The organism is Microbacterium songi, from assembly GCF_042747925.1.
GTDB lineage: Bacteria > Actinomycetota > Actinomycetes > Actinomycetales > Microbacteriaceae > Microbacterium.
Genome location: NZ_JBHZIE010000001.1, coordinates 688,109 through 703,064, shown reverse-complemented (window position 1 = coordinate 703,064; position 14,956 = coordinate 688,109). Strand labels below are relative to the sequence as shown.

General features: G+C 69.6%; 14 protein-coding genes. 6 read left to right on the top strand and 8 right to left on the bottom strand.

What is annotated here, in order from left to right; translation table 11 throughout:
* The first annotated feature begins 136 nt into the window (after positions 1–136).
* Positions 137–421 (top strand): GlsB/YeaQ/YmgE family stress response membrane protein, encoded by a 285-nt coding sequence (locus ACFM35_RS03605; protein WP_378838412.1) that lies wholly within the window; start codon positions 137–139, stop codon positions 419–421.
* Positions 422–555: 134 nt separating this feature from the next.
* Here ACFM35_RS03605 and ACFM35_RS03600 read toward each other — a convergent pair whose 3' ends face one another.
* From ACFM35_RS03600 to ACFM35_RS03580, 5 genes are all read right to left on the bottom strand, one after another.
* The gene (locus ACFM35_RS03600; protein ID WP_378838411.1) at positions 556–1,212 is read right to left on the bottom strand and encodes a hypothetical protein; all 657 of its coding nucleotides are present in this window, start codon (positions 1,210–1,212) and stop codon (positions 556–558) included.
* 43 nt (positions 1,213–1,255) lie between these two features.
* Positions 1,256–2,146: an aldo/keto reductase gene (locus ACFM35_RS03595; protein WP_378838409.1), complete on the bottom strand. Its 891-nt coding sequence runs from the start codon at positions 2,144–2,146 to the stop codon at positions 1,256–1,258.
* Between the two features lie 101 nt (positions 2,147–2,247).
* Positions 2,248–2,637: a barstar family protein gene (locus ACFM35_RS03590; protein WP_378838406.1), complete on the bottom strand. Its 390-nt coding sequence runs from the start codon at positions 2,635–2,637 to the stop codon at positions 2,248–2,250.
* A gap of 9 nt (positions 2,638–2,646) precedes the next feature.
* A complete protein-coding gene (locus ACFM35_RS03585; RefSeq protein WP_378838404.1) occupies positions 2,647–2,982 on the bottom strand; it encodes a hypothetical protein in 336 nt (111 codons plus the stop codon).
* Positions 2,983–2,992: 10 nt separating this feature from the next.
* A complete protein-coding gene (locus ACFM35_RS03580) occupies positions 2,993–3,310 on the bottom strand; it encodes a MerR family transcriptional regulator (protein ID WP_378838401.1) in 318 nt (105 codons plus the stop codon).
* Positions 3,311–3,436: 126 nt separating this feature from the next.
* Here ACFM35_RS03580 and ACFM35_RS03575 point away from each other — a divergent pair, with 126 nt between their 5' ends.
* On the top strand, positions 3,437–3,874 hold the full coding sequence (locus ACFM35_RS03575; RefSeq protein WP_378838398.1) for an Hsp20/alpha crystallin family protein: 438 nt from the start codon (positions 3,437–3,439) through the stop codon (positions 3,872–3,874).
* Positions 3,875–4,251: 377 nt separating this feature from the next.
* Here the strand turns inward: ACFM35_RS03575 and ACFM35_RS03570 are convergent, their stop codons facing one another.
* Positions 4,252–4,710 (bottom strand): VOC family protein, encoded by a 459-nt coding sequence (locus ACFM35_RS03570; RefSeq protein WP_378838396.1) that lies wholly within the window; start codon positions 4,708–4,710, stop codon positions 4,252–4,254.
* A 99-nt stretch (positions 4,711–4,809) separates the two neighbouring features.
* On the opposite strand from ACFM35_RS03570, the gene ACFM35_RS03565 reads away from it, so the two are divergent.
* On the top strand, positions 4,810–5,832 hold the full coding sequence (locus ACFM35_RS03565; protein WP_378838393.1) for a helix-turn-helix transcriptional regulator: 1,023 nt from the start codon (positions 4,810–4,812) through the stop codon (positions 5,830–5,832).
* Entirely contained in the window at positions 5,829–6,209 is a 381-nt protein-coding gene (locus tag ACFM35_RS03560) for a LysR family transcriptional regulator (protein ID WP_378838391.1), read from the top strand. The genes ACFM35_RS03565 and ACFM35_RS03560 overlap by 4 nt, the downstream gene beginning before the upstream one ends.
* 72 nt (positions 6,210–6,281) lie before the next feature.
* On the opposite strand, the gene ACFM35_RS03555 is transcribed toward ACFM35_RS03560, so the two are convergent.
* Positions 6,282–7,931 (bottom strand): ABC-F family ATP-binding cassette domain-containing protein, encoded by a 1,650-nt coding sequence (locus tag ACFM35_RS03555; protein ID WP_378838389.1) that lies wholly within the window; start codon positions 7,929–7,931, stop codon positions 6,282–6,284.
* 143 nt (positions 7,932–8,074) lie between these two features.
* A complete protein-coding gene (locus ACFM35_RS03550; RefSeq protein WP_378838386.1) occupies positions 8,075–9,148 on the bottom strand; it encodes an alkene reductase in 1,074 nt (357 codons plus the stop codon).
* A 260-nt stretch (positions 9,149–9,408) separates the two neighbouring features.
* Here ACFM35_RS03550 and uvrA point away from each other — a divergent pair, with 260 nt between their 5' ends.
* Both uvrA and ACFM35_RS03540 read left to right on the top strand, forming a co-directional pair.
* A complete protein-coding gene (uvrA, locus tag ACFM35_RS03545) occupies positions 9,409–11,850 on the top strand; it encodes an excinuclease ABC subunit UvrA (protein ID WP_378838384.1) in 2,442 nt (813 codons plus the stop codon).
* A gap of 249 nt (positions 11,851–12,099) precedes the next feature.
* Positions 12,100–14,889, top strand: a complete 2,790-nt coding sequence (locus tag ACFM35_RS03540; RefSeq protein WP_378838381.1) for a helix-turn-helix transcriptional regulator — start codon at positions 12,100–12,102, stop codon at positions 14,887–14,889.
* Positions 14,890–14,956: the final 67 nt, after the last annotated feature.

The window sequence follows — 14,956 nt, the reverse complement described above, 5'->3', positions numbered from 1 at the left end:
CCAGGGGTGTGACGGCACACCCGCAGGGGTGATTGACTGATCATGTTGCCTGAAAAATTCAGGGCAGCCGGCGCGCCAACGGGAGCGTCCGAAGATGGGTCGCACCCCCGCACCCGCACTCACAAAGGAGCACAACATGCTCGGTCTTATCATCAGCATCATCGTCGTCGGCCTCATCGCCGGTTTCATCGCACGCGCCGTCGTGCCCGGAAAGCAGAGCATGAGCATCCTCATGACGATCGTCCTCGGCATCGTGGGCTCGTTCGTCGGCGGATTCCTCGGATTCCTCATCTTCCAGAAGGACGCCATGGACGGCTTCTTCCAGCCGGCCGGCATCATCGGCTCGATCATCGGCGCCATCGTCGTCCTCGTGATCTACATCGCCGTCTCGCGTCGTCGCGGTGCCTCGCGCCGCAGCTGATCGCCACGAAGGCCGCCGCTCCCGTTCCTCGGGGCCGGCGGCCTTCGCCGATTCCGGCGGCCGTTCGTCAGCTGACCGTACGCCGCGGGTCGATGCTCCGCAGCGCCGGCAGCCGGGCGCCGGCGCCGCCGACCTCAGCCGCAGAACTCGAAGACGACGGCCGGATCGCTCTGGACGAGGATCGTCTGCACGATGTCTTCGGAGAACTGGAACACGAGGAATCGGTCGACCCCGGTGGAGTCCACCCCGCCGATCGTGACGCGCGCAGGGAGCGAGTCGTCGGTCGTTCCGTTCGGATAGGCCGCGACCACGGCATCTCTCGTCGCACCGATACCGACGCCTTCGGCGGTCCGAGGCGACCCGGCTGTGCGGGTCTCGTCCGGGAGGTCGCCGCCGACCGCGATCATCGAGACCACGTCGGGCTGATCGGGGGTGGTCTTCAACCAGAACGTCGGATTCGTCGCGGAGTGGAGGATGGTGGTCGCCGGGTTCGGACAGCTCTCTGGCGGCTCCGCCGTGTAGACGGGTGCGGCAGCTGCCGCTTCGGCATCGGGGGTTGCGCCGATGACCACAGGGCCGACCCCATCGAAGGAGATCACCCATTCGGCGGGATCCGCCGACACCGCGGTCGCGGTCGCGGACGGTGCGGGTGTCGGCGTCGTGGTGATCGAAGGGACACCGGATGCCGAGGCATCCGGTGTCGTTCCCGCTGTCGACGGCGTCGCACACCCGGCCAGCACTCCCGCGACCAGCAGAAGACCTACCCAGGGACCGAGATGACGTGAGCGCATAGCTGCACGCTAACCCAGCCGCGCGCCCACCGCCGTGCGCGACTCAGTCGTCGATGCCGACCGACCGCGACAGCGCGGTGACCTCATCGATGCTCAGCTCCAGGTCCGTCGCCTTCACCGAGTCGGTGATCGAGGCGGCTCGTCGCGCTCCGGGGATCGGGATGACCACCGGGTCGAGCGCCAGCTCCCACGCGAGCACGACCTGCTGCGGGCTGACACCGTGGTGCTCGGCGACCTCACCGAACGCCGCGAAGCGATCGCCGACATCGCGCGCGCCCCCGCCGGTCCCGCCGAGCGGGCTCCACGGCAGGAAGGCGATGCCGTTCTCTCCGCAGTAGCGCAGCTCGTCGATACTGCCCGGATGCCGCGGCGAGAACTCGTTCTGCACGCTCGCAAGGTTGCCTTCACCGAGAACTTCCTGCGCGATGTCGATCTCTTCGACGCTCGCATTGGAGATGCCGATCGCCCGGATCAGGCCCTCCGCCTGCAGTGTCGCGAGCGACGTCATGACGTCTCCGTAGACCAGCCGGCGGTCGGGGCGGTGGTACTGGTACAGCTCGATCGTGTCGACGCCGAGGATGTCGAGCGAGCGCTCGACGGCCGTGCGCAGATACGCGAGAGAGCCGTCACGTGCCCACACCTCACCCTCGCTCCGCGTGATGCCGCCTTTCGTGGCGACGAAGATGGACGCGCTGTCACCGGACCACGAGGCCAGCGCGTCCGCCACGATGCGCTCGTTGTGGCCGATCTCGTTCCAGGCGGGCGCGTAGATGTCGGCGGTGTCGATGAAGGTGACGCCCGCGTCCAGCGCGGCGTGCACGGTGGCGACGGCATCGTCGTGCGACGGCGTCTCATTGTCGTTGTTCATCGACAGGGGCATCGCGCCCAGTCCGATCGCCGAGACCTGTCGGCCGGCCAGTGTGCGCTGCTGCATGGTTGCTCCTCGTGTTGGCGTCCTCCCACCCTGTCACGTGCGGTGTCATCGCCCAGGGGCTGGACAATCTCCGTGATCGGCCGAACCGGTCGACGCCCCGGTCAGGCCAACACGAGCTCGATCTGCGGATGCCCGGCGAAGACCGCGAGCACGATGTCGAAGTAGGTCGCGCCCGTTCCCGCCTCCACCGCGTCCAGGAGCGGCCGGAAATGCTGCGCGTCGTACAGGTCGGGCCGGCTCAGCTTCTCGCGGTAGTACCGGCTCGTGGCATCCGTCCCCAGCACCCGCCGGCTGTGTGCGTGATCCATCCAGACGACACGCGCGTCCGCAACTCCATGCAGTGCACCGAATCCGCCGGAGAGCAGATCGTCGAGAGCGTCGAGGCTGGCGCCGAGCCGCCAATCCTCTGCGCTCATGAACAGGCGGTTCAGTTCGTCGTACAGCGATGCGATGTCGTGGACGGCCGCTCCGCCGATCACGAAAATGGTCATCTCGGCGTTCTAGGCCGTGCCGCCGCCGCTGCCGAACAGCGGATGGGCGGCGAGAGTCGCGGCGATGACCGCGAACGTCGCGATCACGAGCAGAGCCTCGATGAGTGCCGGCCGACGCCGTGACGCGAAATCGCGGACGATCAACGCCATGACCACCACGAACGCGATCGTCGCCCAGACCAGCAGGGCGAGCCCGAGGATCCACGTGAACGAGATGAGCGCGTCCGGATCAGGACTCAGAGCACCCGCGACGTCCCCCACCGCGAATGTGAGCGCCGAGGCGAGCCCGAGAACGAGCGCGACCACGAGGCCGGTCGTCCGCGTGTCACGCGAGGTCGTCTGCATGGTTCACACGCTACCCGCGTCCTCGCACCTCTTCGTGTCCGGACCTGAGTTGCGACCTCAGTTCGGCGTTGTCGGCCTCCAGACGCAGGATGCGCCGAGCGCCGGCGATGTTGACGCCTTCGGCGACGAGCTCGATGACACGACGCAGCAGGTCGAGGTCGTCTTCGCTGTAGCGACGCGTACCACCCGGCGTGCGGTGCGGCTCGAACAGGCCCTTCGATTCGTAGAGGCGCAGCGTCTGAACGCCCACGCCCACGATCTCCGCGGCGACGGCGATGCCGTAGACCCCCCGCGAGCGCTCGGCGGGAACGGCTGTGGCGGATCTCATGTGCTACCTCGAAATTCCCTCGTCGATACCCGTTGATTTCTCGAACGAGCTGCGGTAGAAAATCTACTGCAGTCGACAGAGATCTGTCGACTCGGACACACTCAGGTGAATGGAGGAGATCAAGAAATGCTGTTGCAACACGACCCGTTCCGTGACCTCGACCGGTTCACGCAGCAGGTGTTCGGCACGTCGGCGCGTCCCTCGGCGATGCCGCTGGATGCGTGGCGCGAGGGAGACCAGTTCGTCGTCGAACTCGATCTGCCGGGCATCGACCCGGGCAAGATCGACATCGATGTCGAGCGCAATGTGCTGACCGTGCGCGCCGAGCGCCTCAATCGGATGCCGGATGCCGCGAACGCCGTCGCCACCGAGCGACCGTGGGGTGTCTTCAGCCGCCAGCTCGTGCTCGGCGACGCCCTCGACACCGAGAAGGTCGACGCGGACTACACCGCCGGTGTGCTGCGCCTGCGCGTCCCGATCGCCGAGAAGGCGAAGCCGCGCAAGATCAACGTCAGCACCCAGGACAACCTGGTGCAGCGCGGGGACCGGCGCATCGACGCCTGAGCCGACGACCCGCGAATCGGCAGGAGGTGACGACGATGGCGATGTCTCCCGTGATCATGGATCTTGAGCGCGACACGTTCGAGGCTCGACTCGACGATCCCGAGTGGGTGGCGGCGGAGTTCGCCGCCATCTTGTCCGCCTCGGGCCTGCTTCCGCTCGTCGGCGTCGCCGTGTCGTCGCACGAACCCCGGCCGGGCGGATCGGCGCGGAGAGCTCTGCTCTGTTCTGCGGCGCCGTCTCCGCGCAGAACATCGGCGGTCCGACGGCGCGCCCGGGTGCGATCGCCTCCGATGTGACCCGCGGGCGGCGGTCCGTCTCGGTGAAGGCGCCCCGCGCTCCTCTCGTGCGAGGAGCGCGGGGCGCCTTCTGTGTCGGTGTCAGGCGGGGTGATCCGTCGCGACGTCGAGGATCCACGTCACGCCGAAGCGGTCGGTGAGCATCCCGAAGCCGGGGCTCCATGCCGACGCGGCGAGGGGTTCGACGACGGTGCCGCCCACCGAGATCCTCTCCCCGTAGCCCTGCACCTCTTCGAGCGTCTCGCCGCGGACGGAGAGGAAGAACGTCTGATCGGTCAGGGTCACACCGTTCTCGCGGCGGGCGAAGCGTCCGGCGGACGGCGTTCGGTCCCCGGGGATGTCGTAGGCCATGATGCGGAAGCCGTCGGCGCTCACGACCTGGCCGAAGACGACATCCGCAGCGCCGGGCGCGTCCTGCGGCATCCCGAAGTCTCCGTAGGTGGCGATCGAGATCTCGCCGCCGAAGACGGACTGGTAGAACTCCAGCGCCGCCCGGGCCTCGCCGCGGAAGTTGAGGTGGGTGGTGGTTGCGATGCTCATGTCTGCTCCTGGAATCGAAGCCCGGTCGGTACCGGGGCTCCGTCCAGTGTTCCGGGCGTATAGGACTGTTTCGGTCCTACATCTGGTTACCCTGAAGAAATGACCACGACGACCGCGCGGCTTCTGCAGCTGCTGTCCCTCCTGCAGACACGTCGCGACTGGCCGGGCGGTCTCCTCGCCGAACGGCTCGGCATCAGCCACCGCACCGTGCGTCGCGACGTCGATCGGCTGCGCGAGATGGGCTACCGCATCCAGGCGACGATGGGTCCCGACGGCGGCTATCGCCTCGATGCGGGCGCCGAGTTGCCACCTCTCCTGTTCGATGACGATCAGGTCATCGCTCTCGCCGTCGCGCTGCGGGCCGCGGCTCTCTCCGGCCTCGGAATCCAGGAGGCCGCGGTCCGCGCGCTGACCACCGTCCGGCAGGTGATGCCTTCCCGCCTGCGCCACCGCGTGGACGCGCTGGATTTCACGGCGATCCCCGCAGTCCCCGGCGAGCCGCCACCCGATACGGTGTCCGTCGAGGTGCTCATCGCTGTTTCCGCCGCCGCGCGCGCACACCAGGTGCTGCGATTCGACTACGCCGGCCGGTCGACACCCGATGACCAGCGGATGCTGCGCCGAGAAGTCGAGCCCCACCACCTCGTGACCTCCCGCGGTCGCTGGTACCTCGTCGCGTGGGATCTGGATCGGGAGGGGTGGCGCCTCTTCCGGGCGGACCGCGTGCATCCTCGCGCTCCGACCGGACCGCGGTTCACGCCGCGCGAGGTCCCCGGTGGCGACGTCGCCGAATTCGTGTCGGCGCGCTTCTCCGGTTCGGAGGGGCCCGACCGGTGGGCCTGCTACGGCACGGTGATCCTCCGCCGGCCGGCGTCGTCCGTGCTGCCGTTCGTCGGTGATGGCATCGTGGAGGACCTCGGCCCTGATCGGTGCAGCCTCACAGTGGGCTCGTGGTCGTGGGTGGCGCTGGCCGCTTCTCTCAACCGATTCGACGCGAACATCGAGGTGGTCAGCCCGCCGCAGCTCAAGGATGCGTTCCGGGTACTGGCTGCGCGCAACGCCGCGACCGCGGCCGGTGAGCGTCACGTCCCCGACGGCGCCGCGTATCCTGAGGGTCGATGACCGCATCGCAGGCCCGGAGGATCACGGTGAACATCAGACTGCTCCAGAGGTTCGTCGCCGTCGTCGACGCGGACGCCCACTTCCCCCGCGCGGCCGAGTCGCTGGGGATCCCGCTCGCGGCGCTCTACTCGTCGATGGACAAGCTGGAGGGCGAAGTCGGCCACCCGCTGTTCACCCGTGACAAGGCTCCCTGGTCGCTGACCCCGGCGGGAACCCTGCTCCTGGAAGAGGCCCATCGCCAGATCGCGGCCGCGCCTGCACCCGAGCAGAAGCCGAAGGCACCGGCGGGTGGCAAAGCCAAGGCCTCGAAGGGCAAGGGCCGCGCACCCGTGGTGAAAGGCGAACCGAAGCCGTTCAAGAAGCGCCAAGGACGGTGAGTCGCGGCGGCGCGTTCGGGCTCGCCGCTCTCGCTCGATGACCCGGATGAACGCCGGAGCAGCATCCGTCAGTCATCGCTCCGCGACCCGACCGGCCTCGACCTGCCAGTGCCGATCGGTCTGCACCGTCGACAGCATGCGTCGGTCGTGCGTCACCAGCAGCAGCGTTCCGGTATACGAGTCGAGAGCCTGTTCGAGCTGCTCGATCGCGGGCAGGTCGAGGTGGTTGGTCGGTTCGTCGAGGACCAGCACATTCACTCCGCGCGCCTGCAGCAGGGCGAGGCCGGCGCGCGTGCGCTCCCCCGGAGACAGATCATCGACGGGACGGCCCACGTGGTCGGCCTTGAGCCCGAACTTCGCCAGGAGCGTGCGGACCTCCCCCGACACCATCTCCGGCACCAGGCTTCCGAACGTCGTCGCCAGCGGTTGCGCACCGGCCAGCAGGGAACGGGCCTGGTCGATCTCGCCGATCTGGACGTTGACACCGAGGCTCGCCGAGCCCTCGTCGGGCCGCTGCACGCCGAGCAGCGCGCGCAGCAGCGTCGACTTGCCGGCTCCGTTCGGACCCGTGATCCCGATGCGCTCCCCCGCGTTCACCTGCAACGACACCGGGCCGAGAGTGAAGGAGCCCTGACGGAACACCGCGTCGCTCAGTGTCGAGACCACGCTGCTCGACCGCGGTGCCGAACCGATCGTGAACTCGAGCTGCCATTCCTTACGGGGTTCGTCGACCTCGTCGAGCCGGGCGATGCGACTCTCCATCTGGCGCACCTTCTGCGCCTGCTTCTCGCTCGACTCGACCGACGCCTTCCGACGGATCTTGTCGTTGTCGGGCGCCTTCTTCATCGCATTGCGCACGCCCTGACTCGACCACTCGCGCTGCGTCCGCGCCCGCGCGACGAGATCGGCCTTCTTGTCGGCGAACTCGTCGTACTTCTCCCGCGCCTGGCGACGCGCGGTCGCGCGCTCCTCGAGATACGCGTCGTACCCGCCGCCGAAGACCCGATTGGCTCCCTGGGCCAGGTCCAGCTCGAGCACCCGCGTGACGCAGCGCGCGAGGAACTCGCGGTCGTGGCTCACCAGCACGACACCCCCGCGGATGCCCCGGACGAAGGCCTCGAGACGTTCCAGACCGTCGAGGTCGAGGTCGTTGGTCGGCTCGTCGAGCAAGACGATGTCGAAGCGGCTGAGGAGGAGGGCTGCGAGCCCGACGCGGGCGGCCTGGCCACCGGAGAGCGAGGTCATGAGCTTCTCCGCCGCACGGTCGCCGAGGTCCAGGCCCAGGTCGGCGAGTTGGGCGGGAAGCCGCTCGTCGAGGTCGGCCGCACCACTCGCCAGCCAGCGATCGAGGGCTGCGGAATACGCGTCGGCGGCCGTGGTGTCATCGGGATCCGCGAGACCGGATGCCGCGGCATCCATGTCCTCCGTCGCCTCGGCGCACCCGGTGCGCCGCCCGATGTACTGGGCGACCGTCTCGCCGGGCACACGTTCGTGCTCCTGAGGCAGCCAGCCCACGAACGCATCAGCCGGCGACAGCGACACGGTTCCGGCCTGCGGCTCGTCGATGCCCGCGAGCACCCGCAGCAACGTGGACTTTCCTGCGCCGTTGGCGCCCACGACACCGATGACATCTCCCGGCGCGACCGTCAGATCGAGTCCGTCGAACAGGGTGCGGTGGCCGTACCCGCCGGCGAGGGCTTGAGCGACGAGCGTGGCGGTCATCCGTCAATCCTGTCACCGGCGGCGCGGGGCCATGATCGGCGCCGCGTGTCACGATCCCGGCGGCCCCGTCCCCCCGGGCCGCCCGGCGGGGCCGCGCGGGCCCTCCCGGAAAGCGGGGCCGGAGTCATGGCACGGCAGCCGGGCTACGCCGACAGCCGCGGATAGTCCGTGTAGCCCTCCGCGCCCGCTCCATAGAAGGTGGCCGGATCGGGCTCGTTCTCGGGGTATCCGCCCTCCCACCGCTCGACCAGGTCGGGGTTGGCGATCGCGAGACGACCGACCGCCACGGCGTCCGCCAGTCCTTCCGCGACGAACTCGACGGCCTCGTCCTTCGTCGTCAGGCGGCCGAAGCCGCTGTTGGCGATGAACGTGCCGGCGAAGTCGGCGCGCAGCGCCTGCACCAGATCACCCTCGGGCTCGGCGTGGAGCACGCTGAGGTAGGCGAGGCCGAGCGGGGCGATACCGCGGACGAGCGCTTCGTACGTGGCACGCACATCGGCGTCGTCCGTCTCGACCACGTCCTGGATGTTGTGCGCGGGCGACAGGCGGATTCCGACACGACCCGCGCCGACGGCATCCGCGACGGCCGTCGTGACCTCGATGACGAACTTCGCCCGAGCCTCCGGCGAGCCGCCGTAGGCGTCGGTGCGCTGGTTCGAGACCGGGGAGAGGAACTGGTGCAGCAGGTAGCCGTTCGCGCTGTGCACCTCGACGCCGTCCATGCCCGCGTCGATCGCGCGCGTCGCGGCGGCCACGAATTCGTCGCGCACCTCGGCGAGCTCGTCGGTGGTGAGGGCGTGCGGCACGGGGAACGCGGTCTTCCCCGCGGGCGTGTGCACCTCGCCCTGGATCGCGATGGCACTCGGCGCGACGATGCGCGGGGTGCCGGTGATGTCGGTGTGCGACACGCGTCCGCCGTTCATGAGCTGCATGACGATGCGGCCGCCTTCGGCGTGCACCGCGTCGGCCACGGCCCGCCACCCCTCGGCCTGCGCCTCGGTCACGATGCCGGGCTGTCCCGGATACGCGCGCGACTCCGCACTCGGGTAGACACCCTCGGTGATGATCATGCCCAGGCCCGCCCGCTGCGCGTAGTGCTCCGCGACGATGTCGCCCGGAACGCCCTCCGCACCGGACCGCATCCGAGTGAGCGGTGCCATGACGACGCGGTTGGGAAGGTGCAGCGCACCCACGGTGAGCGGGGAGAACAGATCCACGAAGAGTCCTTTCGACGAAACGCCGGGGCGCGATCTCGTCCCGACCAGACAGGCAACGGAGGTCTCGGGCCGGGTATTCCCCGCTCGCGGATGCAGCGCGACGATCGATCGCAGCGGTACGCCGGCGCGACCCGCCAGGCCGCGGCATGCGCCCGCGTATGGTTGCGGGTGGGCAGCGCGCAGAGCCCGCCGAGCGGATGTCTCGGCCCCGCGGCCCAGGAACGCTGTATCTCGCCTTCAGCAGAGAGCACGGTGGACCCATGACGCACGACGGACTCGACGGATGGGTGCACGTGCGCGGTGCGCGCGAGCACAATCTCAAGAATGTCGACATCGACATCCCCCGTGACAGCCTGGTGGTGTTCACCGGGGTGTCGGGTTCCGGGAAGTCGTCCCTCGCCTTCGGCACGCTGTACGCCGAGGCTCAGCGCCGATACTTCGAGTCGGTCGCGCCCTACGCGCGCCGACTGCTGAACCAGGTCGGGGCGCCGGAGGTCGATGAGATCTCGGGCCTGCCGCCCGCGGTCGCGCTGCAGCAGCGGCGCGGGGCACCGAGTTCGCGCTCGTCGGTCGGCACGATCACCACACTGTCGAACCTGGTGCGCATGCTGTACTCGCGGGCGGGGACGTACCCGACAGGCGCGGCGCACCTGTCGGCCGAGGCGTTCTCGCCGAACACGGCGGCCGGCGCGTGTCCTCGCTGCCAGGGCCTGGGCACCGTGCACGACGTCACCGAAGAGCTGCTCGTGCCCGACGCGGCGCTGAGCATCCGCGAGGGGGCGATCGCCGCCTGGCCCGGTGCGTGGCAGGGTGCGAACCTGCGGAGCATCGTGCGTGGGCTCGACATCGACATCGAGAAGCCGTGGCGTGCGCTTCCGCGCAAGGATCGTGACTGGCTCCTGTACACCGAGGAACAGCCGTCGGTGATGATCGAGCCCGAGGAGGGCCGCGTCGACCACGGCTACTACGGCAAGTTCTGGAGCGCCCGAGCCCACATCATGCACGTGCTCGCGGCATCGCAGAGCGAGCGGATGCGGGAGCGCGCGCTCGGTTTCGTCCAGAGCATGCCGTGCCCCGTGTGCGGGGGCAGCGGCCTGCGCGCCGACGCGCTCGCCGTGACGTTCGCGGGGCGGACGATCGCCGAGATGAACGCCGTGCCGCTCGCCGAGCTGTCGGCGTCGCTGCGCGCCGGCGTCGCGGCCGCTGGCGACAGCGGCGAGGCCGCCGAGCGCATCGCCGCCGACGTGATCGGGCGGGTCGCAGTCCTGCTCGACCTCGGACTCGGGTACCTCAGCCTCGGCCGCAACTCCACCACGCTCTCGCCGGGCGAGGCGCAGCGCCTGCGCATCGCGACGCAGCTCCGCTCGGGTCTCTTCGGCGTCGTCTATGTGCTCGACGAGCCCTCCGCGGGGCTCCATCCGGCCGACGCCAGGCCGCTCCTGGCGGTGCTCGACCGTCTGAAGGCCTCGGGCAACTCGCTGTTCGTCGTCGAGCACGACCTCGACATGATCCGGCGCGCGGACTGGGTGGTCGACATCGGTCCGGGTGCCGGCGAGGGCGGCGGACACGTCGTCTATTCCGGTCCGGTGGAAGGGCTGCGCTCCGTCTCGGAGTCCGTCACCGGGCGCCACCTCTTCCCGACCACCGCTCCACCCGGGCACGAGCCGCGCACGCCCTCAGGCTGGCTGCGTCTGCGCGGGATCACCCGGCACAACCTGCGCGAGGCATCCGTCGATGTTCCTCTCGGCGTGATGACGGCGGTCACGGGCGTTTCGGGGTCGGGCAAATCGACGCTGGTCACACAGGTGCTGGCGCAGGTCGTGCGCGACGTGGTCGGGTCGACACCGGATGCCGGTGACGATGCGGTGCTCGAGCTCGACGTGGACGGCGTCTCGGGGGCGGAGTCCTTCGATCGGCTCGTCGTGGTCGACCAGAAGCCGATCGGACGCACGCCCCGGTCGAATCTGGCCACGTACACCGGCATGTTCGACGTCGTGCGGAAGCTGTTCGCCTCCACACCGGAGGCCAAGAAGCGGAGGTACACCGCGGGGAGGTTCTCGTTCAACGTCGCCGGCGGCCGGTGCGAGACCTGCCAGGGCGAGGGGTTCGTCTCGATCGAGCTCATGTTCCTGCCCGGCACCTACGCGCCCTGCCACACCTGTCACGGCGCCCGCTACAACGCGGAGACCCTCGAGGTGACGTACCGAGGGTCATCCATCGCCGATGTGCTGGCGATGACCGTCGGCGATGCCGCGGAGTTCCTTGCGGATGTGCCCTCGGCCGCACGCAGCCTGCGGACGCTCGGCGACGTGGGGCTCGGATACCTGCGCCTCGGGCAGCCCGCGACCGAGCTGAGCGGCGGTGAGGCGCAGCGCATCAAGCTGGCGACCGAGTTGCAGCGCGCACACCGCGGCCACGCGCTCTATCTGCTCGACGAGCCGACCTCGGGCCTGCATCCCGCCGACGTCGAGCTGCTGCTCGACCAGCTGCAGCAGCTGGTGGATGCCGGCAACACCGTCGTGCTCGTCGAGCACGACCAGTCGGCGATCGTGGCGAGTGACTGGGTGATCGATCTCGGCCCGGGCGGTGGCGACGTGGGCGGCCAGGTCGTCGCGACGGGAACGCCGCGGGACGTCGCGCGCGGCTCGGGCGCGACCGCGGAGCACCTGGCCGCGTGGATCACCCAGGTAGGAACTACGTAGACGAATGTGTCGGGTTCTCGTCCGCGACGAGTGGGTACGCATAATGGACGTACCTCGCCGGGCAGTTCGAACGCTGTGCACCCATCGTCGGCGAGGACATGGGCAGACAGAGCGGGGGCGACGTCATGCGGGAACTCGAGCACCGGAAACCTCAGCACCGGGAACCGTCAGGCGTCCCGACGGTGAACGGAACAGGCGACGCGGGCGGTGCGGCGATGACGAGCCTGCACACGGACCACGGCGGTGGCCATGCCTGATCGCTCCGGTCAGGCCCGCCGGCCCATCGACATCAGGCAGACCTCGGGTCGATCGCACGGGGGCGACGCCGCCACGCGCGACCGCGCGCGCGGGTCGAAGCCGAGCAGTCGGCAGGCCGCCCTCGCGCGGGCGACCGAGCTTCTGCAGCGTCGCCAGAGTGCGCTGCTGGTCGGACCCAACGGCTGGGGCAAGTCCTTCGAGATCGCTCGCATCGGCACCCGACTGCAGGCGAGCGGCCGCGCCGTGCACCACCTGAGAGGTCGCGGCGCCGAGGGCGGACGCGCCATCGCGGAGTGGCGGCAATCGCCCTCCGGTGCGGTGCTTCTCGTCGACGACGGCGAGTCGATGCCTGACCAGACCCTCTCCTCCATCATCGAGCTCGCGCGCTCGACCGATCGCGTCACGCTGATCGCTCTTGAGATGGACAGTGCGCACACCGATGCCGGACTCTCTCGTGGCGGTACCGCCCGGTTGCTCGACGTCTGGCGATCGGGCGCCATCCAGCGCGTGGATCTGCCCGGACTGGATCGAGACGAAGCGCGGGCCCTGGCCGTGGCATCCGCCGGCGGCAATGTCCTCGATGACATGGCGCAGGAGATGATCGTCCGCCTCAGCCAGGGGTCACCTCTGGTCGTCTCCGAACTGACCAAGGACGCTCTCGAGACGGGGAGCGGCTTCTACCGGCCTCGCAGCATCCTCTCTCTCGGCGACGTCGGTGTCTCCCCGCGCGTCCGTGATCTGACGACCCCGCTCCTGGACCGCCTCGACGACGACGGCAGATACGCGCTCGTGATGCTGGCTCAGCTCGGCGCCACCCCTTATCCGCGCGCGGCGAAACTGCTGGGTGAACACGCACTGCATCAGGTGCTCCGCTTCGGGCTCGCGCGCAACGACGGTTCCACCCTCGACCGGATCGTCGCAGACGAGCTGCACGCGTGGGCTGCCCTCGCCGATTGGCGTCGTTCGTGGCGGCTCCGCTCCCATGACCGCGTGCAGCGACTGCTGGTCGCCGACCTGCAGAAGGCGAACCGTCTGGCGCCCCACGAGTGCTTCATCGTCGGACGCTTCTGGACCAACGCTCCCGACGACGAGGTGCTCACCGGCATCCCTCCCGGCACCGCGGCGGCAGTCCTGCTGACCGCGGCCTACGTCGCGAACGTGTCGGGTCTTCCCGGCGACGGTCTGCTGTGCGCCTCCCGAGCCTTCTCCTTCGCCCCCTCCCTCGCCGCAGCGCTGCAGCAGTCTCGCTCGCTCGCCATGCTGGGGGACGTGGTGGGCGCACTTCAGGTGCTGCGCGTCGACGACAGCACGACCACGGACGATGAGACTCTCGCCGAGCGCGTGGGCTGGACGGAGGCGCTGTCGCGGTGGAACGGCCCGGAAGCGCTGAAGACCGCCATGAAAGCCACGACGGAAGCCCTGTCGGCCACTCACCGCACGGTCGCCGAACGCGCTGCGCTCGTCGACGCCTGGCGGATATCGAAGACCGCCGATCCCGCCGCGGTGGACGAGATGTTCGCTCGGATGCTCGCGGACGACCACGCCACGACGGCGTCCCGCTTGTGGGCTGCGGCCGGACTGCTCGGCTGTCTCGCCCCCTTCCACGACATCGACCGCGTGCATCGCGTCCTGACCGAGGGTGACCGCGTCTACCAGGGCATTCCGGACTCGACGAACCACCCCCTGTCGCACTCGACACGCGACGCGCGAGCCGCCTACGTCCTGACGGCCACTCTCACGCGCATCTACGCGGGGCTCCCCTGGACCGGCATCCGGCACGACATCGAGGAGTTCGCCGCACGCGCGCGCTGGGTGGGCGGACAGCTCTCGGCGGCCGACCAGAGCGTCATCGGATTGCTCACCGCCACCCTGGCGCTCCTGGACCGCGATTACGAGCGTGCGCTGGCCGACCTGCGGGTCGTCGAAAGCCTGCTCGACACCACTCTTCCCCCTGACGTGCACACCCAGGCGAGCCTGATCACGGCGCTGGCCCTCGTCGCGCACGGGGATGTGGCGGCGGCGGAGCGGCGCCGAGCGGCCCTCAATCGAAAGATCGTCGATGCGTCGCCCCTGCTCAGGTCGCTGGCGGATTCGCTCGACGTCGCGGTCCTCCTGCGGACGGCCGACCCGCAGCACGCGCGGACGACCCTGCACGACCGCGCAGCCGATCGAAGGCGCGCTCCTCTCACGCGCGTGTGGCTGGCGCACGTCAGTCTCGAGACGGGCGCCTCGGCCTCCATCGCCGTCGGCCTCATCGCCGATCTCCGCGGCACGCCGCTCGCTCCTCTTCCCGACGCGATGCTCCGCCTGCTCGATGCGGACGCCTCCGGCGACGCGTCGGCGACCGAGAGGTCGGCACGTGATCTCGAGCGCCTCGGAGTGACACACCACGCAGCGGGCGCCTTCCAGCTCGCGGAACGTCAGCACTCTCTCGCAGGTCGTCCCGGCCACGCCCGCCGATGCGCGGAACACGCCGAGCGGCTCCTGGCCCCTGATTCCCCCGTCGAATCCGCCCGCGAGACCGAGACGGATGCCGCCGCCTCCGATGTCGTCCAGGATGCACCGGGCCCGCACGGGGAGCCCGACCCCGACGTCGACCTGACATCCCTGACCCGGCGGGAACTCGAGGTCGCGCGCCTCGTCGCCCAGCGGCTCAGCAACCAAGAGATCGCCGATCGCCTCTTCCTGAGTGTGCGCACGGTCGAGTCGCACGTGCTGCAGGCGCGCATGAAGCTGGGAGCGGATCGACGTCGCGACCTGGGTCGCTTCGTCGGGTCGTGAACCCGAGGTGCTGAACACGCATCCTGAACTACCGACGAGCACGGCCGGAAGGATGCCTCGATCCGCG